Here is a 20412-nt window from a genome sequence, read left to right as displayed (position 1 = left end):
GTCGGCGGCTACTTAGTTACCGCCGAGTATCGTCGACCGAACCGATCAAGACCCCTGTGAAGCTAGCCACGGCTCTCGAGGACCGAGTTGCCTCCGTCCACCACGAGCATCTGGCCGGTGACGTACGAGGCGGCGGGCGTCGTCAGGAACGCGACCAGCGCGGCCACCTCGTCCGGCGACCCCGGCCGCCCGAGAGGCGTCAACCGGCCGTAGTGCAATTCGCTCACCGTCGACGACCCGGTGTGGATCCAACCCGGCGCCACCGCGTTCACCGTGACTCCGTCGGCGACGACCTCCATCGCCAGCGCCCGGGTGAGCCCGACCATGCCGGCCTTGCCCGCGGCGTATCCGGCCTCGGCCGGCATCGCGTTGACCGGTCCGGTGGTCGACGCGATGTTCACGATCCGGCCCCAGCCGCGCTCGGTCATCCCGCCGACGAACGCCCGGCTGGTGAGGAACGCGGTGGTGAGGTTCCGGTCGATCTCCGCACGCCAGTCGTCGTCGGTCAACTGGCTGACCGGCCGCAGCACCTCGGGGCTGGCCACGCTCGCCATTCCGGCGTTGTTGACCAGCACTTCGACGTCACCGAGCGCGTCGCGCACGGCGTCGGCGAACGCTTCGACCTCGGCGGGGTCGATCAGGTCGACGACGAAGCCGGAGGCGCCGAGTTCGGCGGCGCGCTCGTGGATGCGGCGGGTGGTGGAGACGATGCCGACGCGGGCGCCGAGGCTGATCAGGCGCCGGGCGATCGCGTAACCGATGCCGTCCGGGCTGCCCGCGCCAGTGACGAGGGCGACCCTGCCGTCGAGGCGGTCGGTGGGGTTAACCGTCGGGGCGGCGTGCTCACTCATGGGGAGATTGTGTCGTACGGGCCGCGTGCAGCGGTGTCCGAACCCGGCCCGGACGGTTCACCACCGTAAAGGAGTGTGATAGACCCGCGCCCATGACGAATCCTCCGCCGGGCGAAGCCAACCCGTGGGCTAAGCCGACGTCGGGGTTCCCCGACCCTACGTCGGGCTATCCGAACCCCACGTCCGGTTATCCGGATCCCACGTCGGGTTACGGAGCCACGCCCGGATACGACCCGAACGCCTACCCGGCGTACTCCGCGGCCGGTCCGGTTCCGAACGCCTACCCGCCGGCCGGGACGTGGGGCGCGCCCGCCCAGTATCCGGGCGCCTACCCGCCGGCGCGCAAGCAGAACGGCATGGCGCTCGCGTCGCTGATCGTCTCGATCGTGTCGCTGGTCATGTGCTCGGGCCTGCCGGGCATCGTCGGTGCGCTGCTCGGCCACTCCGCGCGGAAGCAGATCCGGGAGAACGGCGAGGACGGTGAGGGCATGGCCACGGCCGGCATCATCGTCGGCTGGATCGGGTTCGGCATCGCGATTTTCACGATCGTGATCGTGATCGTCGCGATCGCTGTCGGCTTCTTCGCCAGCTCGGAGACGTCGAGCACCACCTACTGAGAGGTCGGGGGCCCGGGTGAGCCCCCGGATCTCAGCTCTCGGGTGGCGTGAACGAGGACGTGCGGGACATGCCCGCGGCGCGTCCCTTGCCCGCGATCACCAGCGCCATCTTGCGGCTGGCCTCGTCGATCATCTCGTCGCCGAGCATCGCCGAGCCCTTCTTGCCGCCGGCCTCCGACGTCGACCAGTCGTACGCGTCGAGGATCAGCTCGGCGTGGTCGTAGTCCTCCTGGCTCGGCGCGAAGATCTCGTTCGCCGCGTCGATCTGGCCCGGGTGCAGCACCCATTTGCCGTCGAAGCCGAGCATCGCGGCCCGCTTCGCCACGTCCTTGAACGCGTCGACGTCGCGGATCTGCAGGAACGGACCGTCGATGGCCTGCTTGTCGTAGGCCCGGGCCGCCATCAGGATCTTCATCAGGATGTAGTGGAACGGATCGGCCGGGTAGTCCGGGTGCAGCGCGCCCACCACCAGCGACTTCATGTTGATGCTGGCCATGAAGTCCGCCGGGCCGAAGATGATCGTCTCGACGCGGGGCGAGGCCTGCGCGATCGCGTCGACCTCGATCAGGCCCTTGGCGTTCTCGATCTGCGCCTCGATGCCGATCCGGCCGACCTCGAAGCCCATCGTCTTCTCGATCTGCGTCAGCGTGAAGTCCAGCCACTGCACCTGCGCGGCGCTCTGCACCTTCGGCAGCATGATGCAGTCCAGGTTCGGCCCGGCGCCCTCGACCACCTCGACGACGTCGCGGTAGGTCCAGTGCGTCGTGAGGTCGTTGACCCGCACGACGCGGATCTTGTCGCCCCAGCCACCCTCGTTCAGCGCCGCGACGATGTTCTTGCGCGCCTCCGGCTTGGCCAGCGGCGCGACCGCGTCCTCGAGGTCGAGGAACACCTGGTCGGCGGGGAGGCCCTTGGCCTTCTCCAGGAAGCGCGGGTTCGATCCGGGCACCGCCAGGCACGAGCGGCGAGGCCGCAGGGTCCGAGGCTCAGACATTGATGCACTCCTCACGGTGGGCCAACTCACGAGTAACTTACCGACGCCGCGGCTCACGTCGGCGGCTCCGGAACCGGTTCAGACTGTGACCTTCTGCTCGCCACGGTCACCAGCACGAGGCCACCCAGCAGGAGCGCCAGCCCCGGCCAGGCCAGGGCGGGCGGGGTCTGGCCCAGGAAGATCCACGCGAGGAGCGCCGCGCCCGGCACCTCGAACAGAATCGCGACGCTCACCGTCGTCGCCGACAGCGCCGTGAGAACCCGGTTGATCAGCGAGTGTCCGAGGAACTGCGGGCCGAGCGTGAGGGCGACGAGCAGACCCCAGGCGTGCGCCGGGTACCCCGTGAGGTCCGCTCCCGCGATCAGGCAGACCACCAGCAGGACGAGCGCGCACACGCCGTAGCAGATCGTCGTGTACGTGGTCGTGCTGGTCGTGGCCCGCACCCGGGCGCCGACGGTCACGTACGCGGCCATCAGCACCGCGCCGACGATCGCCAGCCCGTCCCCGATCAGCGCCTCGGTCGACACCGTCACGTCCGCGCCGGTCATCGCCGTCGCACCGACGACGGCGAGCACGACTCCCAGCCAGAACCTCCGGGAGAACCGTTCGCCCGCGGCGACCGCGAACAGTGCGGCCCAGATCGGCTGCGTACAGACCAGTGCTGTCGACGTCGCGACGTTGGTCATCGTCACGCTGGGGATCCACGTACCGAAGTGCCCGGCCAGCAGCACGCCGGCCAGCAGGCACCGGGCGATCGTGCGGCGGTCGGGGCGCTCCGCGGGCAGGCGGGCGAGCCGGACCGCGGTGATCGGCGTCAGCACGAGCGCGGCGAGCCCGAGGCGCCAGAACGCGATCGCGAGAGCCGGTGCGGCGATCGCCGCGATCAGGGGCCCGGAGGTGGCCACCGCGGCGACTGCGATTCCGAGGATCGGCCAGGGGTTCACGGCTGCCAGGATGTCAACCATGGTGCATCCGCTGATCGGCGAGGCGATGAAGAAGGCCGCGGTCGGCTGGCTCGCGGTCGGCGACCTACCGGCGACCGCCGTCTGGCTGGCCTGGATCGACGACGCGGCCTACGTCGTCCACGGAGGCGCCGAGCAGCCGGTGCCCGGCTTGTCGGACGTCCCGGAGGTGACGGTCAGCGTCCGCGGCGAGCACGGCGGGCGGATCGTCTCCTGGCGCGCGTCGGTCTCGCCGGTGGGGCCCGGCTCGCCGACGTGGGACGAGGTCGCGCCGCAACTCGCGACGAAGCGACTCAACGCGAGCGATCCGGTGGGCGCGCCCGCACGGTGGGCGGTCGACGCGACGATCAGCCGCCTGACGCCGTCCGGCGACCCGATTCCGGCGGGTGAGCCCGGACCGGAAGCCGCGCCACCTCGCCCCACCACGGCGACCACGCCGACGCCGGTACCGCGCACCCTGCACCGGCGGCGGTGAGCACTCCGCGCCCCTGCCACTCGCCGCGCGGAACAGAGGCGCCGGTTAGGCTGCGCAGGTGACCACCGGCACACGGATCTACCTGGCACGACTGGCCGGCGTCGCGGTTTTCGACCCGAGCGGCGACCAGCTCGGCCGGGTTCGCGACGCGGTGGTCCGCCCTCGGGCCGAGGTCAGCCGCCCTCCGCGCGTCACCGGACTGGTGGTGGAGATCGTCCACCGGCGTCGGATCTTCGTGCCGCTCGGGCGGGTGACGGCGTTCGATCCCGACGCAGTGATGCTCAACACCGGCACGATCAGCCTGCGCCGCTTCGAGCAGCGCACCGGCGAGCTCATGGCGCTCGGCGACATGCTCGACCGCCAGGTCACGCTCGCCGGCGAACCCCCCGCGCGTGCGGTCGTCGTCGACGTAGCGATGGAGCGGTCCCGCAGCGGCGAGTGGGAACTGGTCAAGGTCGCGGTGCGCGAGCACTCGACCGGCGTTCTGGGCCGGCGCCGCGGGCATCTGAAGCAGCTCGATTGGGCCGAGGTCGAGGGCGTTATCAGCAGCGAGGACCGGCAGGGCGCGGCCAACCTGCTCGCGGTGTTCGACCAGTTGCGGGCGGCCGACCTGGCGAACGTCCTGCAGGGACTCTCCGACAAGCGCCGGGTCGAGGTCGCGGCCGCGCTCGGCGACGACCGGCTCGCCGACGTCATGGAGGAGCTCCCCGAGGACGACCAGATCGAGATCCTCAAATCGCTGGAAGCCGAGCGGGCCGCGCACGTGCTCGAGGAGATGAACCCGGACGACGCCGCCGACCTGCTCGGCGAGCTGCCCGAACCCGAGCAGGAGCGGCTGCTCGCGATGATGGAGCCGTCCGAGGCGGCACCGGTGCGCCGCCTGCTCGACTACACCGAGGACACCGCCGGTGGAATGATGACGTCCGAGCCGGTGATCATGCCGCCGGACGCCACCGTGGCCACCGCGCTGGCCCGGGTGCGTGATCCCGACCTGACGCCGGCGTTGGCGTCGCAGGTGTACGTCTGTCGGCCGCCCTCGGCGACGCCCACCGGACGGTTTCTGGGAATCGCGCACATCCAGCGGCTGTTGCGCGAGGAGCCCAGCACCCTGGTCAGCGCCGTCGTGGACGCCGACCTCGACCCGCTGGACCCGGACGCGACGCTCGCGCAGGTCTCGCACTACTTGGCCACGTACAACCTGGTCGCCGTGCCGGTCGTCGACGCGAACGACCGGCTGCTCGGCGCGGTGACCGTCGACGACGTCCTCGACCACCTGCTGCCGGAGGACTGGCGCGACCGGGACGGGTAGGAGGTGCACTCGATATGACAGACATCTCGCGGTCACGGAGTCGGCTCGACCAGCCGCGCGAGCGTCGTCGGCGACTTCCGCGGTTCGACGCGGACGCGTTCGGACGGGGGTCCGAGAGCGTCGCGCAGTTCCTCGGAACCGGCACGTTCATCCTGATGCAGACGGTCATCGTCATCGTCTGGGTGATCCTCAACGTGTTCGCGGTGCAGCTGCGGTGGGACCCCTACCCGTTCATCCTGCTGAACCTAGCGTTCTCGACGCAGGCCGCGTACGCCGCGCCACTGATCCTGCTGGCGCAGAACCGGCAGGCCGACCGGGACCGGATCTCGCTCGAGGAGGACCGGCAGCGTGCCCAGGCGTCGAAGGCCGACACCGAGTACCTCGCGCGCGAGCTGGCAGCGCTGCGATTGGCGCTGAACGACGTCGCGACCCGGGAGTACCTGCGGTCCGAGCTCAAGAACCTGGTCGACGATCTGCGCGACGCGGACGCGGAGCCGGAACCGTCCCGCAGAGCCGGGGAGTCCCGGCGGGCGGATCGGCGGCCCGTCGGCGAGAGCCGGCGCGATGCCGACGGCCGGCGCGCGAAGCTCACCCGGTAGCCCGCCTGGCCCGTGGCCGCGGTGGTCATCCGGCGAACGCGCGGACGACCGCGGCGGTAGCGGCGGCGAGCACGACCACGACGAGGAACGGGGCGCGGAGCAGCACGGCGACGATCGCGACCGCGATTCCGGCCGCCCGGGCGTCCAGGGCCAGCGACCGGCCGTCGCCGAACGTCTGCACGGCGACGAGTGCCGCGAGCAGCGCCACCGGCAGCAGGGTCGCGGCCCGGAGCACGCGCGGATCCTCCAGCCACGCCGCCGGCAACGACATCCCCACGTACTTGAACAGGTAGCACCCCAGCGCCGCCAGCCCCAACGCCACCCAGATCACGACGTCTCCCCTGCGGCGCCACCCGCAGCAGGGCGCATCAGGAGGCGGGTGCCCACGGCGAGCACACCGAAGGAGGCCAGGAGTACCGGGATGCCCGGTGGGAGCCACGGGGTGGCCACCAGGGCTGTCGCGGCGCCAGCCGCGGCGACCCGCCAGGCGCCGTCGCCGTTCCGCAGGCGAGGGGCCAACAGGGCGAGGAACCCCGCCGGAGCGGCGGCGTCCAGCCCGAGCACCGCGGGATCACCGACCGCCGTGGCCCCGACCGCACCGATCAGCGTCGCCAGGTTCCACAGCACGAACACGCTCGTCGCGGTCGAGACGAACGCCAGCCGCGCGGCCCGGGACCGGGCGCCCGAAAGACCGTGCCGGGCCAGCGCCATCGCCGCGGACTCGTCGATCATCCCCTGCGCGGCCACCGCCCGCCGCCACCCGCTCCAGCCCAGTACCCCGGACAGCCGGACGCCGTACAGCGCGTTCCGCGCACCGAGCAGCAGCGCCGAGCCCACGGCGGCCGCGACGCCCCCGCCCGCGCCGATCACCCCCACCAACGCGAACTGACTCGCGCCCGTGAAGACCAGCAGGCTGCTCAGGCACGTCTGCAGGACGCTGAACCCGGCCGCGACCCCGGCCGCCCCGAACGCGATTCCGTAGGCGCCCGTAGCGATTCCCACCGCGACGGCGTCCCGAATGATTTCCCGCCGCTCCATCGGTTCCATGCCCGCACGGTAGATCTGTGCTCCCTGGCACACGGCCGGGTGGTCGTACCCCTACCCGCACGTAGAGTAGGACCATGGCTGTCACCTCCACGCTCCCTGACGAGGCCGAAATCCGGACCGCGCTCGCGGGTGTCAACGACCCCGAGATCAAACGGCCGATCACGGACCTCGGCATGGTCGAATCCGTGGCCATCCACTCCGACGGGGTCGTCGAGGTCGCGGTGCTGCTCACCGTCGCCGGCTGCCCGATGCGTGACACGCTCACGAACGACGTCACGGCCGCGGTGGCGAAGGTCGGCGGCGTCACGAACGTCCGGGTCAGTTTCGGCGTCATGAGCGACGCCCAGCGCAAGGAACTGCAGTCGTCGCTGCGCGGCGGCAAGGGCGAACCGGTGATCCCGTTCGCGCAGCCCGGGTCGCTGACGCGGGTGTACGCGGTGGCGTCCGGCAAGGGCGGTGTCGGCAAGTCCTCGGTCACCGTGAACCTGGCGGCCGCGCTCGCCGCACGTGGGCTGTCGGTCGGTGTCGTCGACGCGGACATCTACGGGTTCTCGGTGCCGCGGATGCTCGGGGTCGAGGGGCGTCCGACGCAGGTCGAGCAGATGATCATGCCGCCGCAGGCGCACGGCGTGAAGGTGATCTCGATCGGCATGTTCACGCCGGGCAACACCGCCGTGGTGTGGCGTGGTCCGATGCTCCACCGGGCGCTGCAGCAGTTCCTCGCGGACGTGTTCTGGGGTGACCTGGACGTGCTGCTGATGGACCTGCCGCCGGGGACGGGTGACATCGCGATCTCGGTGGCGCAGCTAGTGCCGAACGCGGAGATCCTCGTCGTGACGACGCCGCAGCAGGCCGCGGCGGAGGTGGCGGAGCGCGCGGGTTCGATCGCGCTGCAGACGCACCAGCGGCTCGTGGGTGTGGTCGAGAACATGTCGTGGCTCGAGCTGCCGAACGGTGAGCGGATGGACGTGTTCGGGTCCGGGGGTGGCGAGGCGGTCTCCGCGGCGCTCAGCCGGACGCTCGGCGCGCAGGTGCCGCTGCTCGGTCAGATCCCGCTGGATCCCCGCGTCCGCGAGGGCGGCGACTCGGGCACCCCGCTCGTCCTCGCCGACCCCGAGGCCCCAGCCGCGGTCGCTCTCCGCTCGGTAGCCGACCGCCTGGCCGTCCGCCAGCGAGGCCTGGCCGGCATGTCCCTCGGCCTCACCCCAGCCGCCCGCCGCTAGGGTGGGCGGCCCGTCCAGGGCTCCAGGTTCAAGCAAGCAAGCTATGTCGCGTCCGAGTCGTATCTCGCTGCGCGGGATTCCGGGGTAGCGGGGTGCGCCTTGCCGTTCTTGGAGGCGCCGTCGTCGCGGTAGGCCTCGGTCACCTCGTCGACGTGCTGGAGCTCCTCGAAGTCACGCATGGCGTCCTTCAGAGGCTTCCGCAGCGCCGCCTCGTCCTCCTCGCTGAGGAGGTGCTTGCGCACGAACCGCTTCGGGTGCAGATCCTCGATCTCGAAGTCGGTGCCGAGCTCGTCACGCAGCTCCGCACTCGCACCGCGAGCCATCTGCCGGAGCGTACGGAGCATCCGCCCCGCCTCACCGATCACCTTCGGCAACCGATCGGGCCCGAATACGAACAACCCGATCAGCGCCAGAACGATGATCTCCCACCAACCGAGATTCTCGAACACCGCTGCTCCTCACCGCGGTCACCGCCGTGTCGTCAGCTCGGTACCTGGCCGCTCTTCCGCAGCCTAATCCTTGCTCAAATCAACCGGCAGACCACCCAGGCAACGGTTCCCTGTGGATCGGGGGTTCCCTGTGGATCGGGCTACTTCTGGCCCAACGTCACCGTCGTCGTGACGGTCTGCCCGCCCCGGCGGTACGTGACCCCGACCTTCGTCCCCGGTGCCTGCTTGCGCACGAGCGCGATCAACGCGACGCCGTCCTCGATCGGCCGGTCGGCGAACTTGACCACGACGTCTCCGGCCTTCAGCCCCGCCTTCTCCGCGGGACCACCCGGCACGACGGTGCTCAGCGGCGCCCCACCGACGGTCTGGTCACCCCCGAGCGCGATCTCCGCGCCGACGATCGTCGTCCGGGCCTTCCCGGTGCCGATGATCTGCTCGGCGATGCGCTTGGCCTGGTTGATCGGAATCGCGAAGCCGATACCGATGTTGCCGCTCGTGCTCGACCCGCCCTGGCTCGGCAGCGCGGCGATCGCGGAGTTCACGCCGATCACCCGCCCGGCGCCGTCGACCAGCGGCCCCCCGGAGTTACCCGGGTTGATCGCCGCGTCGGTCTGGATCGCCGCGAGGTACGCGGCGTCGTCGTCACCGGCCTGGTTGCCACCGCTCTCCCCGGCGGTGCGCACCGGGCGGTCCACAGCGCTCACGATGCCGCTGGTGACGGTGTCGGCCAGCCCGAGCGGCGAGCCGAACGCCACGGTCGGGTCGCCGATCGCGATCTTGTCGGAGTCACCGAACTTGACCGGCTTGAGGTCGTCCTTCTGGATCTTCAGCACCGCGATGTCGGAGCCGACGTCACGCCCGACGATCGTCGCGGCCGTCGACGAACCGTCGGAGAACACGACCCGCAGCGTGCCACCGGCGGCGGCCGGAGCGGCGACATGGTTGTTCGTGAGGATGTGGCCTTCGGCGTCGATGACGAAGCCGGAGCCGTTGCCGTTGCCACTGGCCGACCGGATCACCACGGTGACGACGCTCGGCTGCACCTGCTTCGCGATGCCCGCCAGCGACGTGGGCGGACGCTCGGCCAGCTCCGGCGTGGAGCCCGAGCTGTTACCGAGCGAGAACGAACTACCGGCGGTCCGCGCGGCGACCACGTAGCCGAGGGCGCCGCCGAGCAGGCCGGCGACGACGGCCACCACGATCGACACCAGCATCATCGAGCCGAGGCCACCCCGGCGGGACGGCCCGTCGGGCGACGTCGGTGGAGGTGGCGGCGGAACGGAGCCGGGCGGCGTCGGGGCCAGCCAGGACGGCGCGGCGGACGGGTCGCGCCACGGGTCGCGGGCACCGGCCTGCGACCAGAACGGCGATCCGGGCGGCGGCGAACCCGCGTCCGGCACGCCCTGCCTCGCCTGCGGCTGCCCGTAAGGCTGCTGGCCGTAAGGCTGCTGGCCGTAAGGCTGCTGGCCGTAAGGCTGCTGGCCGTGAGGCTGCTGGCCCTGCGGCTGCTGCCCGTACGCCTGCGGACCGGGGTACTGCGGCGACCCGGACTGCTGGGACCCGGACTGCTGGGACCCGGGATACCCACCCGAACGAGGCCGGCTGGGCAGGGTATCGGTGTTGTAGGCCTCGGACGGGGGTGCGTACCCGGCATCCGGCTGCGGATTGATCCACGGCGAGCCGCCTGCCCCGTGCCCCAGCGCGCCCTCTGCGGACGGCGCACCGGACACCGGCGGTTCGGCCGGTCGTCCGTCGACCCGGCTCGCGTCGGTCAAGGGGATACCTCCGCCTCGGAACGCCAGGCTCGGCCGCCCGGCGTTTCCCTCCAGTGTTCCTCGTCTGTCCACCCATCGCACACGGGCGAATCAGTGGAAAGGATCGACCCAGGATCCCACTCGTCGGATGCCCTTGCTCATCCGGGCAAGAACACCCGCGTCCTCCGACACCGTCGGAAGCGATCCGACGACGGTCGTGACAGTGGCGTCGGGAGCGTCGGTGACCAGCGTGTACACCATCCCCGAGCCGGCCCAGCTGAGCTCGCGGTAGAGACCGCAGCGCAGGAAGACCTCGGTGTTCCCGACCTGCTGGCGGCTGAAGCCACCCGGCAGCGCGGAATCCAGCCGACCGCGCTGAGCGAAAAGTGACAGTGCGAACAGTCCGTCGGAGTAGCTCAGCTGGATCGACCGGTCGTCGCCGGTGCCCATCGTGCGCGCGCAGACTCGCGTCAGCCCGGCCAGCTGCGTTCCCGGGAGGTCCCATCCCTCGCCGTCGAGCCTGGCCAACTCGTCGGCGGAGAGGCCACCCTCGCACTCACGGTGCCCGGCCGGGTCCGCCGGCGCGGGTGACGTCGGCGTCGGCGTCGAGGACAGGACGCTCAAGCCGGTGAACGTCGTCCGGCGGATGACCCGGCCGGCGGTGTCGAGCAGTTCGCGCTGGACGGCGAGCCCGGTGGCGTCGTCGAGCCAGAGCCGACCGACGGGTGTGCCGCTCAGCCGCAGGACGTCGACGCGGGTGACCGGCCGCTCGAGCATCCGCTCGGCCTTCGCGACGTGGATCTGGTAGGCCGACGTGAGTGTGGCGAGCGTCTCGTCGGAGAGGTCGAAGCTGCTCTCCGCGGTGTCGATCTGGACGCCCCGCTGGCCGGTCGCCCTCCGCGCCGAGCCCTCGTCGGAGATCACCGTGACGCCCTGGCCCGGCACGTTGCGCACGAACGCCGTCGTCGTCAGCTGACCCCAGCGGGACCAGCTACGGAAGAGCTTCGTGCCCTGGTAGTTGATCTCGGCCTGCGCCCGCCCGGCCCGGCGCAGCAGCCGCAGTGCCTCCTGCTCGGCGGGGCCGAGCGGCCGACCGGCCGAGAACGGCGCGCTGCGCGGAGCGGAGCCGCCGGACTGACCGGCGCCGAGCGTCTCGGTCGGCGCCGGAACGAACAGGTAGACACCCGTGGAGCACACCACGGCGCCGAGTGCGCCCGCGCCCATCACGAGCACCAGGCGACGGGCCGCACGCAGCAGCCCGGCGCGAGGGTCGAGCGTTTTCACTCGTGGGTGTCCGCGACGTCGACGACCGAAGCCTCCCGGTCGCCACCGGGCACGCCGCTGGTGACCGCGCCGTGCTCCTTGATGTAGGTGAGCACGGGCGGATTGACGGTGCTGGTGGGCTGGTCGCCGCCGAGGACGACCACGGTGCCGAGGCTCAGCGCGAACGCGGCGACGCCCCCGACCGCCGTGGCGACGACCTTGCGACGCAGCCGACGTGCTCCCGGGCGGTTGGCGCTCGGGCGGCGTCCAGCGGGACGGCGTCGACCCGGAGCGATGGAAACCGGCCGACGGCCGGACACCGGACGACCGGCGGGCGCGACCGAACGAAACGTGGCCTCGAGCTGCACCGGAGGCAACTCGGGAGCCGACCGCTCCGCAGACGTGCACTCCGGCAGCGCGCGCAGGCGCTCGAGCAGCGAGTCCGGGCACGGCGGCGGCGCGAGCCTGGCCAGCCGGGCCTTGATCTGGCGGTGTCCGTCGACCTCGGCGCGGCATTCCGCGCAGTGGGCCAGGTGGACGAGGACCCGGTCACGGGTCGTCAGGTCGAGCGCGTCGTCGGCGAACGCGGACGCGAGCTCTCCGAGGTGCGGGTCTCGGCGCGGCCCGGTCATGACCGCTCCTCGCTACGCTCGGCGCCGTCCACGGGGTTGGCGCTGCGGGGCGCGCGGTGGGCCAGCGCCTCGCGGAGCTGGCTCCGGCCGCGGTGGATGCGGCTGCGCACGGTGCCGAGCTTCACGCCCAGCGTCGCGGCGATCTCCTCGTAGGAGAGACCCTCGATGTCGCAGAGTACGACCGGGGCGCGGAAATCCGGGGGCAGGTCGGCCAGCGCGCGCTGCACGTCGTCGTCGAGGTTCTCGTCGATGTAGACCTGTTCGGGGCTGCGCTCGCGGCCGGGCACCCGCTCGGCGTCGTCGGGCAGCGCCTCGAAGCGTATCCGGGCGCGGCGGCGCGCCAGGTCGAGGAAGAGATTGGTGGTGATCCGGTGGAGCCAGCCCTCGAACGTGCCGGGGCGGTACCGGTCGAGCGCACGGAAGACCCGGACGAAGACCTCCTGCGTGAGGTCTTCGGCGTCGGGCCGGTTGCCGGTGAGGCGGTAGGCCAGGCGGTAGACGCGTGCGGAGTGCTCGCGGACCACCTCGTCCCAGGCGGGTGGGTCCCAGCTGACGGGCTCGGTGAAGTTGGCCTGGGTGGGGACCATCTCGTCAGCGGAGTCCCCGGAGGCTTGCACCAAGGCGACCTCCTTCTCAGGCGCTACCGGTGTGATCACCATTGTGCCCGGGCCCTCCCAATTCTCGCTGAGACGCGGCTGAGGAAACTCCGACCGCACCAGTGCCTTCCTGCCTGCCAACGGATCGCAGGCTCAGCGCGTTCCCCTACCCTGTCCGAGGCGGTGCTGGGACGGGAGGACTGTGATGGATGCCTCAGCGCGCCCTGGTCCGCCACCCATGCCCGATAGATCCGGCAATTCCGGGCCCGGTCTGGGTCGGCTGGACGTCGCTGCGGAAGATGCGATCCTCACCGCCGCGCGCGCACGCGCGGACGAACTCGGGTGCCTGGCGCTCTCGCCGGAGTGCGGTGCCGCACTCCGCGTCCTGGCCGCCGCGATGCGGGCCAGGGCCGTCGTGGAGGTCGGAACCGGCACCGGGGTCAGTGGGCTGTGGGTGCTCCGCGGCATGCGCCCGGACGGCATCCTCACGAGCATCGACGCCGAAGCGGAGCTGCAGAGCGCGGCCCGGCTGGCGTTCCGCGAGGCCGGCATCCCCGCCAGCCGCGCCCGGCTCATCAACGGCCGCGCGCTGGACGTACTCCCCCGCCTCGCCGACGGCTACTACGACATGGTGCTGATCAGCGACGCCCCGGTCGCGGAGTACCCGGACTACCTGGTGGAGTCGCTCCGGCTGCTGCGGCCGGGCGGCGCGGTGGCGTTCGGCGGCGTGCTGCTCGGCGGCCGGGTCGCGGATTCGAAGGTCCGCGACCCGATCACCGTGCTGCTGCGCGAACTGCTCCGCACGATCCGCGACCACCCGCGGCTGACGCCGGCGATCCTGCCGGTCGACGACGGCCTGCTGGTCGCGGTTCTGAGCCAATGAGGCACAGAGCCTAGAGCTCGACCGGCTGGCCCTTGCCGAGCACGACGACGCCACCCTCGCTGACGCGGTAGTGCTGGCGGTCGAACTCCGGGTCGACACCGATCTTCGCACCGGGCGGCACGATCACGTTCTTGTCGAGGATCGCGTTGCGCACGATCGCGCCCTCACCGATGACGACGCCGTTGAGCAGCACGGACTCCGTCACCTCGGCCTTGGCGCCGACCAGGACACCCGGCGACAGCACCGAGTCGCGGACCTCGCCGGTGACGATGCAGCCGGCCGAGACGATCGACTCGGTAGCCCGCCCGGTGAGCGCGAACTTCGCGGGCGGCAGCTGCGGCATGCTGGTCAGGATCGGCCAGGCACGGTTGTAGAGGTTGAAGATCGGGTGCACGGACGCGAGGTCACGGTGCGCCTCGTAGTACGAGTCGATCGTTCCGACGTCCCGCCAGTAGCCGCGGTCACGATCGGTGGCGCCGGGCACCTCGTTGTCGGAGAAGTCGTAGACGGCGGCCTCACCCTTGGCCACCAGGTTCGGGATGATGTTGCCGCCCATGTCGTGCGCCGACGAGGGGTCCTCGGCGTCCAACCGCAGCGCTTCGAGCAGCGTCCTCGTCGTGAAGACGTAGTTGCCCATCGACGCGTACGCGACGTTCGGGTCGTCCGGGACGCCCGGCGGGTCCTTCGGCTTCTCCAGGAACTCGGTGATCGTCCGGCCGTCGTCAGCGGTCTTGATGACGCCGAACGCAGTGGCCTCGTGGCGCGGCACGCGGATGCCGGCGACCGTCACGCCCGCGCCGGAGAAGACGTGCTGCTCGATCATCTGCGCCGGATCCATCCGGTACACGTGATCGGCACCGAAGACCGCGATGTACTCCGGGTCCTCGTCGTACACGAGGTTCAGCGACTGGTAGATCGCGTCGGCCGAGCCGGTGTACCACCGCGGGCCGAGCCGCTGCTGCGCCGGGACCGGCGTCACGTAGTTACCGAGCAGCGTGCTCATGCGCCACGTGGTACTGATGTGCCGGTCGAGCGAGTGTGATTTGTACTGAGTCAGCACACAGATCTTACGAATCTCCGCATTGGCCAGATTCGAAAGAACGAAGTCGATCAGCCGATACGGACCGCCGAACGGGACCGCGGGCTTGGCCCGGTCCGCTGTCAGCGGCATCAGCCGCTTGCCCTCGCCACCGGCCAGGACGATGCCGAGAACTGAACGTGTCACCGAGCCACCCACCATAGTGCGACCCTAGTTCCCCACGGAGCGTGGTCCTAGTCGCATTCGTGGCTTCGGGTTTAACACCGTTGACACAGTCGGGGACAACGGGGTCAGCACCGTAGGGTGAGCCCCATGCGCGTCGCGGTATTGACGAACGAGTACCCGCCCGAGGTGTACGGGGGTGCCGGCGTCCACGTCGACTTCCTCGTCCGAGAACTCCGCCGCCTGGTCGAGGTCGAAGTGCACTGCTTCGGCAAGCCTCGCAAGGACGCGCGCGCCTACCAGGCGCCGAGCGAGCTGGCCGACGCGAACGGCGCGCTCCGTGCGCTCGCGATCGACCTGGAGATGGCCGACGGTGTCGGCGAGGTCAGCGTCATCCACTCGCACACCTGGTACGCCAACCTCGGCGGTCACCTGGCGAAGCTGTTGCACGACAAGCCGCACGTGGTCACCGCGCACTCCCTGGAGCCGCTGCGGCCGTGGAAGGCCGAACAGCTCGGTGGGGGTTACCGGATCTCGTCGTGGGCCGAGCGCACCGCGTACGAGGCGGCCGACGCCGTGATCGCGGTCAGTAGCGGGATGCGCGACGACGTGCTCGCCGCCTACCCCGCGCTGGACGCCTCGCGGATCCACGTCGTCCACAACGGCGTCGACACCGAGCTGTACTCGCCGACGACCGACGACGCGGCGCTGCGCAAGGTCGGCATCGACGCCGACCGGCCCTACATCCTCTACGTCGGCCGCATCACCCGGCAGAAGGGCATCACGCACCTGCTGGCCGCCGCCGAGCGCCTGGACAAGGACGTGCAGCTGGTGCTGTGCGCGTCGGCGCCGGACACCCCGGAGATCGCGGCCGAGGTGACCGAGCGCATCGAGCGCCTGCGCGCCGACGGGCACACCGTGCTGCACCAGGCCGAGATGCTGCCGCGCGAAGAGGTCATCTCGCTGCTCAGCCACGCGGCCGCGTTCGCCTGCCCGTCGGTCTACGAGCCGCTCGGCATCGTCAACCTGGAGGCGATGGCCTGCCGCGCGCCGGTCGTGGCCAGCGCGGTCGGCGGCATCCCCGAGGTGGTGCAGGACGGCGTCACCGGGCTGCTCGTGCCGTACACGCCCGACGACCTGCCGGCGTTCCAGGCCGGGCTCGCCGAGGCGCTCGCGTCGGTGGTGAGCGACCCGATCCGCGGGAGCGAATTGGGCCGCGCCGGGCGTCAGCGCGCCGTCGACCTCTTCAGCTGGGAAGCCATCGCCGAACAGACCTCCACGGTCTACATGGGCTTGGGCTAGAGCGATTCGAGGTACCGGCTGAGGGTGCGGGTGCCCCAGCCGGTGGCGCCCTTGGTGAGCTCGTCGTTCGGGCCGTCGGACCAGGCCGGGCCGGACATGTCGATGTGGACCCACCGGTCCCGCGCGGCGCCGGTGAACGGGCGCAGGAACAGCGCGGCGGTGGCGGTCTGCGCACCGCGTCCGCCCGAGTTGTTCGCATCGGCGACGTCCGAGTCGATCTGCTCCAGGTAGTCCTCGGGCAGCGGCATCTGCCAGACCCGCTCGCCGGCCTGCTCGGCCGCCTCGAACAGCGCCTTCGCCAGGTCGTCGCTCTCCGAGAACAACGCCGCGGTGCGCTTCCCGAGCGCGACCGACTGACCGCCGGTCAGCGTCGCCAGATCGATGAGGACGTCCGGGTGCAGGGTCGCGACGGCGTACGCCAGAGCGTCACCGAGCACCATGCGGCCCTCGGCGTCGGTGCTGAAGATCTCCGAGGTGCGGCCACCGTAGTGGCGCACGACGTCACCCGGGCGGTAGGCGGTCCCGCTGGGCATGTTCTCGGCGAGCGGCACCAGCACCGTGACCCGCAGCGGCAGCTCCTGCTCTGCGGCGGCGATCACCGCGCCGACCGCGGCCGCGCCACCGCCCATGTCCTTCTTCATCATCTGCATGCCCTGGGCGGGCTTGATCGAGATGCCGCCGGTGTCGAACGTGATGCCCTTGCCGATGAGCACGACGTGACGCAGCGTGTGCAGTTCGACGCCCGGCGGCGCCCAGCGCAGCTCCAGCAGACGCGGACCTCGCGTCGAGCCGCCGCCGACCGCGAGCATGCCGCCGAAGTCGTTGGCTGCCAGCCACTCGGGGCCGCGGACCTGCGCGTCGATGCCGAGCACGGTGGCGCTCTCGACCGCCTGGGCGGCGAACCACTCCGGGCTCTTGATGTTGCTGGGCGTGTTCACCAGGTCGCGGGCGAAGAGGGTGCCGTTCGCGACGGCACGGGCCCGCGCGACCGCGTCCGCGAACCGCTCGGGGTCCTCGGTGACGACCCGGATGGAGCGCAGGGTCGGCGGCTTCGGGTCGGACGCGAGCGTGAACCGGTAGGCGGCGAGGATCGCGCCCTCGAACAGGCCGCGGACGGCGTCCGGGGTGACGTCGGTCGGGAGGGCGAGCACGACCTCGGGGTCACCGGACGCGGCGCGGACCAGCGCCGCACCCGCCTTGCGCCAGTCCGCTTCGATGCCGTCGCCGGTGCCTACCAGGAGGACGACGGCGGGCTCGCCGCCGGGGAGCGGGAGCGTGGCGACCTCGCCGGCCTTGCCCTTCGCCGGAGGTTCGGGGCGCCGCTCGTCGCCGAGCCAGGCGTCGAGGGTCGCCGCGAGCGTGTCCGCTAGCGCGTAAGGCGTCCCGAGCAGCACCGCCGGAGCAGTCCGCTCCTCCGCGCCGTCTTCCTCGCCGTCTTCCTCGAGGTCGCCACCGTCGAGGTCAGCGCCTTCGACGTCGTGCGCACTCGCTGCCTGGGCTCCCTCGACGTCGGAGACGCCTGCCGACGGCTGAGCGCCCAGGTCGTGGCCGCCTGCCGGCTGGGTGCCCACGTCGTGGGCGCCGGCGGGCTGGGGGGTACCTTCGACGTCGGTGGCGGCTCCGGGGGCGTCGGTCGGGGCGGCGCCCTCGACGATCTCGGCGTCCGTCAGAACGGCGGCGGGGACCTCGTCCACGGCCGTGCCCGGCGCGGACGGGTCCGGCGCGGTCGGTAGCGCGAGCACCACCGTCGCGTCGGCGGAGTGATCAGCGACAGCCACCAGTCGGACGTCGAGCACGCGGGCTCCTCCGGAGGAAGTGAGTACGTCGGGATCATTCTGCCCGCGCGCTCCGGAGAGGCGCGGAGCGGCTACCCGCAACACGCGGACAACAGACAGCCGGCCCTGCCTCCACGGTGCGGCTCCGTGTTCGGCTGGGCCGGCTGACCGGCTAACGCAAGGGCTAACCTGTGACGTTCTTCAGAGCGTCCCCGAGCGCGCTGGCCTCGTCGGCGTTCATCTCGACGACGAGACGTCCGCCGCCTTCGAGCGGTACGCGCATCACGATGCCGCGGCCCTCCTTGGTGACTTCGAGCGGACCGTCACCCGTCCGCGGCTTCATGGCCGCCATCTCGTGCTCCCCTCGACCGGTAACCGTCCGTACTAGTACGGTCACTCTTTGCAGGCTCGCTGGATCTCACGCGCCCGGGACATCTCACTACTGTCTTATTCTCGCCCATACCTGCTGGCGTCCCAAACTCGACCCGGCTAAACACAGTGGACTAGCACCCTCCGGACCTGCACAAAAAGGCCGACAGCGGCACCAGCGGGGTCTCCGCCACGCACCGGACAGCCTCGGGCGCGGCGGGGAGATCGAGGAAGGTCCTTACGCCGCGCCCACGTGACAGCCCACGATGTGGTCATCGACCATACCGGTTGCCTGCATCAACGCGTATGCGGTGGTCGGGCCCACGAAGCGGAATCCACGCTTGCGGAGATCCTTCGCGAGGACGGTGGACTCGGGCGTGGTGGCCGGTACGTCCGCCCGGGTGCGCGGGCGGGGACGTGCGGGTGGCGCGAACGACCACAGGAGCGCGGACAGGCCCTCGGGGAGCTCTGCGGCGAGCTTGGCGTTCGCGATCGCGGCGTCGATCTTGGCCCGGTTGCGGATGATGCCGGTGTCGGCGAGGAGGCGTTCGACGTCGGTGTCGTCGAAGGTGGCGACGGTTTCGATGGAGAAGCCGGCGAAGGCGCGGCGGAAACCCTCTCGGCGGCGCAGGATCGTCAGCCAGGAGAGGCCCGACTGGAACGCTTCGAGGCACACCCGTTCGAACAACGCGTCGTCGCCGGTGAGGCGCCGGCCCCACTCCTGGTCGTGGTACGCCAGGTAGTCCTCCGTGGCCCCGGCCCACGAGCACCGCAGCAACCCGTCCACACCCCGCACCAGCCCCCGCTCCGTGAGCTCCGCGGCCTCGGCTGCGCGGTCGGTGGCCGTCACCGCCGGGTGATCGCGGCGGTGGCGCGGGTGGCTACGTAGCGGCGGAAGCGGCGTAGGCCCAGGGTCAGGGCGGCGCCGGCGAGCGGGCCGGCTACCGGCCAGATGCGGGTGGCGAGCGCTTCGAACGGCAGGTGGAGGTCTTCGCTCCAGGCCATCACCGTGCGTTCCGGGCCTCGCTCGGTGAGCCGGAACGCGCCCGGGCCGCGGACCAGGCGCCCGACGTGTACGACGTCGACCCGGTGCGGGGGTTCCCAGCCGACGACGTGGAAGACGTCGAGGAAGCCGATCCGGCCGATGCCGGTGAACGCGTGCACGACCGTGCCGATGCCGCGGCCGTCTCCGGCGACGACCTCCACCCGGGTGAACGGGATCCAGCGGGCCTGCGCCGGCCAGTCGGTGGCGGCGGCGAACACCGTCTCGATGTCCGCGTCGACGACGACCTCGGCCTCGACCCGCCCGGGCCCCGCCACCGCCAGCTCAGCGGGCACCGGGCCCCCGACGACCTCGGTCATCGCCCCCGCCCGGCCCGCGGCGCCATGACTTCGGCCTCTCCCGCTTCCTCGTCCCCGGACACTCCGCCGTCGGCCGCGTCGGCCGTGCCAGAAGCAGGGGTGCGGGTGGGAGCGGACGGCTCGTCCGCAGGAGCGCTGTCGCGGCTCGGCGGTGCTTCCTCGGCGCTCGCCGCCTCGGCACGCGCCAGGTCGGCCCGCGCCGCATCGGCACCCGGTCCGGCGGCACCCGGTCCGGCGGCACCCGGTCCGGCGGCACCCGGTCCGGCGGCACCCGGTCCGGCGGCGGGCGGTTCGGCGGCGGGCGGCGCGGCGGAGGGCGCGTCGGCGGCGCTGGGTGCGTCGGCGGAGGAGTCGGCGTCCCAGGGGAACTCGAAGGGGCGCTCCTCGTCCTCGTCGTCCTCCGTGCGGCGACCGTGCAGCTGGTCCTCGAGGTCGATGATCCGCGCGTGCAGGAAGTCGAAGTCGTCGGCGACCCGCAGCAGAATCTCGTCGACCTGCTCCATCCGGTACCCGCGGACCGCCGTGTCGATCCGCAGCTCGGCCAGGTCCGACCGGTCCAGCGGCCGGTCGGCGGGCAGGTCGAACGGGACGCCGTCGGGCCGTGGCGGCGTCAGCCCACGATCACGACCCAGCGTGAACGCAGCGGCACCGAACACGATGCCGGACAGGACGAGCGCGGCCACGACGACGAGGAGGAAGCTTCCCACCCCCGCATGGTGACACGTGCGTCACAGCGGCATGCGGCCGGA

General features: G+C 71.6%; 23 protein-coding genes. 7 read left to right on the top strand and 16 right to left on the bottom strand.

Features of this window, described 5'->3' with window-relative positions; all coding sequences use genetic code 11:
* Positions 1-62: 62 nt before the first annotated feature.
* Complete coding sequence (locus tag ACGFY5_RS40840; RefSeq protein ID WP_392729643.1) at positions 63-851, bottom strand: SDR family NAD(P)-dependent oxidoreductase; 789 nt, start codon at positions 849-851, stop codon at positions 63-65.
* Positions 852-943: 92 nt separating this feature from the next.
* On the opposite strand from ACGFY5_RS40840, the gene ACGFY5_RS40835 reads away from it, so the two are divergent.
* Positions 944-1468, top strand: a complete 525-nt coding sequence (locus ACGFY5_RS40835) for a DUF4190 domain-containing protein (protein ID WP_392729642.1) — start codon at positions 944-946, stop codon at positions 1466-1468.
* Positions 1469-1499: 31 nt separating this feature from the next.
* Here ACGFY5_RS40835 and ACGFY5_RS40830 read toward each other — a convergent pair whose 3' ends face one another.
* Positions 1500-2462, bottom strand: coding sequence for an HpcH/HpaI aldolase/citrate lyase family protein (locus ACGFY5_RS40830; protein WP_392729639.1), 963 nt, complete (start codon positions 2460-2462; stop codon positions 1500-1502).
* A gap of 53 nt (positions 2463-2515) precedes the next feature.
* Entirely contained in the window at positions 2516-3427 is a 912-nt protein-coding gene (locus tag ACGFY5_RS40825; RefSeq protein WP_392729638.1) for a DMT family transporter, read from the bottom strand.
* On the opposite strand from ACGFY5_RS40825, the gene ACGFY5_RS40820 reads away from it, so the two are divergent.
* The 3 genes from ACGFY5_RS40820 to ACGFY5_RS40810 are packed head-to-tail and all read left to right on the top strand — an operon-like array spanning position 3426 to position 5807.
* Positions 3426-3899 carry a hypothetical protein gene (locus ACGFY5_RS40820; RefSeq protein ID WP_392729635.1) on the top strand — a complete coding sequence of 158 codons (474 nt, stop codon included), beginning with the start codon at positions 3426-3428 and terminating at the stop codon, positions 3897-3899. The genes ACGFY5_RS40825 and ACGFY5_RS40820 overlap by 2 nt on opposite strands.
* Positions 3900-3957: 58 nt before the next feature.
* Positions 3958-5208 (top strand): magnesium transporter MgtE N-terminal domain-containing protein, encoded by a 1251-nt coding sequence (locus tag ACGFY5_RS40815; RefSeq protein ID WP_392729632.1) that lies wholly within the window; start codon positions 3958-3960, stop codon positions 5206-5208.
* Positions 5209-5222: 14 nt separating this feature from the next.
* Complete coding sequence (locus ACGFY5_RS40810; RefSeq protein ID WP_392729630.1) at positions 5223-5807, top strand: DUF1003 domain-containing protein; 585 nt, start codon at positions 5223-5225, stop codon at positions 5805-5807.
* 25 nt (positions 5808-5832) lie between these two features.
* Here ACGFY5_RS40810 and ACGFY5_RS40805 read toward each other — a convergent pair whose 3' ends face one another.
* Positions 5833-6078: an AzlD domain-containing protein gene (locus tag ACGFY5_RS40805; protein ID WP_392730050.1), complete on the bottom strand. Its 246-nt coding sequence runs from the start codon at positions 6076-6078 to the stop codon at positions 5833-5835.
* A gap of 56 nt (positions 6079-6134) precedes the next feature.
* Positions 6135-6854, bottom strand: coding sequence for an AzlC family ABC transporter permease (locus ACGFY5_RS40800; RefSeq protein ID WP_392729627.1), 720 nt, complete (start codon positions 6852-6854; stop codon positions 6135-6137).
* A gap of 74 nt (positions 6855-6928) precedes the next feature.
* On the opposite strand from ACGFY5_RS40800, the gene ACGFY5_RS40795 reads away from it, so the two are divergent.
* Positions 6929-8077, top strand: coding sequence for an Mrp/NBP35 family ATP-binding protein (locus ACGFY5_RS40795; protein ID WP_392729625.1), 1149 nt, complete (start codon positions 6929-6931; stop codon positions 8075-8077).
* A gap of 41 nt (positions 8078-8118) precedes the next feature.
* On the opposite strand, the gene ACGFY5_RS40790 is transcribed toward ACGFY5_RS40795, so the two are convergent.
* From ACGFY5_RS40790 to sigE, 5 genes are all read right to left on the bottom strand, one after another.
* Complete coding sequence (locus ACGFY5_RS40790) at positions 8119-8526, bottom strand: sec-independent translocase (protein ID WP_392729622.1); 408 nt, start codon at positions 8524-8526, stop codon at positions 8119-8121.
* 140 nt (positions 8527-8666) lie between these two features.
* Entirely contained in the window at positions 8667-9926 is a 1260-nt protein-coding gene (locus ACGFY5_RS40785; RefSeq protein ID WP_392730048.1) for a S1C family serine protease, read from the bottom strand.
* A gap of 465 nt (positions 9927-10391) precedes the next feature.
* Positions 10392-11564, bottom strand: coding sequence for a sigma-E factor regulatory protein RseB domain-containing protein (locus tag ACGFY5_RS40780; RefSeq protein WP_392729620.1), 1173 nt, complete (start codon positions 11562-11564; stop codon positions 10392-10394).
* Positions 11561-12175, bottom strand: a complete 615-nt coding sequence (locus ACGFY5_RS40775; protein WP_392729617.1) for an anti-sigma factor family protein — start codon at positions 12173-12175, stop codon at positions 11561-11563. Before ACGFY5_RS40775 ends, ACGFY5_RS40780 begins: the two co-directional genes overlap by 4 nt.
* Positions 12172-12834 carry an RNA polymerase sigma factor SigE gene (gene sigE, locus ACGFY5_RS40770; protein ID WP_392729614.1) on the bottom strand — a complete coding sequence of 221 codons (663 nt, stop codon included), beginning with the start codon at positions 12832-12834 and terminating at the stop codon, positions 12172-12174. Before sigE ends, ACGFY5_RS40775 begins: the two co-directional genes overlap by 4 nt.
* Before the next feature lie 175 nt (positions 12835-13009).
* Between sigE and ACGFY5_RS40765 the strand changes: the two genes are divergently transcribed.
* Positions 13010-13654 (top strand): O-methyltransferase, encoded by a 645-nt coding sequence (locus tag ACGFY5_RS40765; protein ID WP_392729611.1) that lies wholly within the window; start codon positions 13010-13012, stop codon positions 13652-13654.
* A 10-nt stretch (positions 13655-13664) separates the two neighbouring features.
* Here the strand turns inward: ACGFY5_RS40765 and glgC are convergent, their stop codons facing one another.
* Positions 13665-14879, bottom strand: a complete 1215-nt coding sequence (gene glgC, locus ACGFY5_RS40760; protein ID WP_392729609.1) for a glucose-1-phosphate adenylyltransferase — start codon at positions 14877-14879, stop codon at positions 13665-13667.
* A gap of 126 nt (positions 14880-15005) precedes the next feature.
* Here glgC and glgA point away from each other — a divergent pair, with 126 nt between their 5' ends.
* Complete coding sequence (gene glgA, locus ACGFY5_RS40755; protein WP_392729607.1) at positions 15006-16157, top strand: glycogen synthase; 1152 nt, start codon at positions 15006-15008, stop codon at positions 16155-16157.
* On the opposite strand, the gene ACGFY5_RS40750 is transcribed toward glgA, so the two are convergent.
* The 5 genes from ACGFY5_RS40750 to ACGFY5_RS40730 all read right to left on the bottom strand — a co-directional run bounded on the left by ACGFY5_RS40750 (position 16154) and on the right by ACGFY5_RS40730 (position 20370).
* Positions 16154-17953, bottom strand: a complete 1800-nt coding sequence (locus ACGFY5_RS40750) for a leucyl aminopeptidase (protein ID WP_392729604.1) — start codon at positions 17951-17953, stop codon at positions 16154-16156. The two genes, glgA and ACGFY5_RS40750, sit on opposite strands and share 4 nt — an antisense overlap.
* Positions 17954-18116: 163 nt before the next feature.
* Positions 18117-18284 (bottom strand): DUF3117 domain-containing protein, encoded by a 168-nt coding sequence (locus ACGFY5_RS40745; RefSeq protein ID WP_344654608.1) that lies wholly within the window; start codon positions 18282-18284, stop codon positions 18117-18119.
* 255 nt (positions 18285-18539) lie between these two features.
* Positions 18540-19151, bottom strand: coding sequence for a DNA-3-methyladenine glycosylase I (locus ACGFY5_RS40740; protein WP_392729602.1), 612 nt, complete (start codon positions 19149-19151; stop codon positions 18540-18542).
* Entirely contained in the window at positions 19148-19663 is a 516-nt protein-coding gene (locus tag ACGFY5_RS40735; protein ID WP_392729600.1) for an SRPBCC family protein, read from the bottom strand. Before ACGFY5_RS40735 ends, ACGFY5_RS40740 begins: the two co-directional genes overlap by 4 nt.
* The gene (locus ACGFY5_RS40730; RefSeq protein ID WP_392729597.1) at positions 19660-20370 is read right to left on the bottom strand and encodes a hypothetical protein; all 711 of its coding nucleotides are present in this window, start codon (positions 20368-20370) and stop codon (positions 19660-19662) included. Before ACGFY5_RS40730 ends, ACGFY5_RS40735 begins: the two co-directional genes overlap by 4 nt.
* Between the last annotated feature and the right edge of the window lie 42 nt (positions 20371-20412).

Source organism: Cryptosporangium sp. NPDC048952 (assembly GCF_043197895.1).
In the GTDB taxonomy this organism is placed as follows: domain Bacteria; phylum Actinomycetota; class Actinomycetes; order Mycobacteriales; family Cryptosporangiaceae; genus Cryptosporangium.
This window is presented reverse-complemented; position numbering and strand designations above follow the sequence as displayed.

Coding starts and splice junctions, on each gene's coding strand:
- ACGFY5_RS40840 (WP_392729643.1), bottom strand. CDS start 851: ATGAGTGAGCACGCCGCCCCGACGGTTAACCCCACCGACCGCCTCGAC.
- ACGFY5_RS40835 (WP_392729642.1), top strand. CDS start 944: ATGACGAATCCTCCGCCGGGCGAAGCCAACCCGTGGGCTAAGCCGACG.
- ACGFY5_RS40830 (WP_392729639.1), bottom strand. CDS start 2,462: ATGTCTGAGCCTCGGACCCTGCGGCCTCGCCGCTCGTGCCTGGCGGTG.
- ACGFY5_RS40820 (WP_392729635.1), top strand. CDS start 3,426: ATGGTGCATCCGCTGATCGGCGAGGCGATGAAGAAGGCCGCGGTCGGC.
- ACGFY5_RS40825 (WP_392729638.1), bottom strand. CDS start 3,427: ATGGTTGACATCCTGGCAGCCGTGAACCCCTGGCCGATCCTCGGAATC.
- ACGFY5_RS40810 (WP_392729630.1), top strand. CDS start 5,223: ATGACAGACATCTCGCGGTCACGGAGTCGGCTCGACCAGCCGCGCGAG.
- ACGFY5_RS40805 (WP_392730050.1), bottom strand. CDS start 6,078: ATGTCGTTGCCGGCGGCGTGGCTGGAGGATCCGCGCGTGCTCCGGGCC.
- ACGFY5_RS40800 (WP_392729627.1), bottom strand. CDS start 6,854: ATGGAACCGATGGAGCGGCGGGAAATCATTCGGGACGCCGTCGCGGTG.
- ACGFY5_RS40795 (WP_392729625.1), top strand. CDS start 6,929: ATGGCTGTCACCTCCACGCTCCCTGACGAGGCCGAAATCCGGACCGCG.
- ACGFY5_RS40775 (WP_392729617.1), bottom strand. CDS start 12,175: ATGACCGGGCCGCGCCGAGACCCGCACCTCGGAGAGCTCGCGTCCGCG.
- sigE (WP_392729614.1), bottom strand. CDS start 12,834: ATGGTGATCACACCGGTAGCGCCTGAGAAGGAGGTCGCCTTGGTGCAA.
- ACGFY5_RS40765 (WP_392729611.1), top strand. CDS start 13,010: ATGCCCGATAGATCCGGCAATTCCGGGCCCGGTCTGGGTCGGCTGGAC.
- glgA (WP_392729607.1), top strand. CDS start 15,006: ATGCGCGTCGCGGTATTGACGAACGAGTACCCGCCCGAGGTGTACGGG.
- ACGFY5_RS40745 (WP_344654608.1), bottom strand. CDS start 18,284: ATGGCGGCCATGAAGCCGCGGACGGGTGACGGTCCGCTCGAAGTCACC.
- ACGFY5_RS40735 (WP_392729600.1), bottom strand. CDS start 19,663: ATGACCGAGGTCGTCGGGGGCCCGGTGCCCGCTGAGCTGGCGGTGGCG.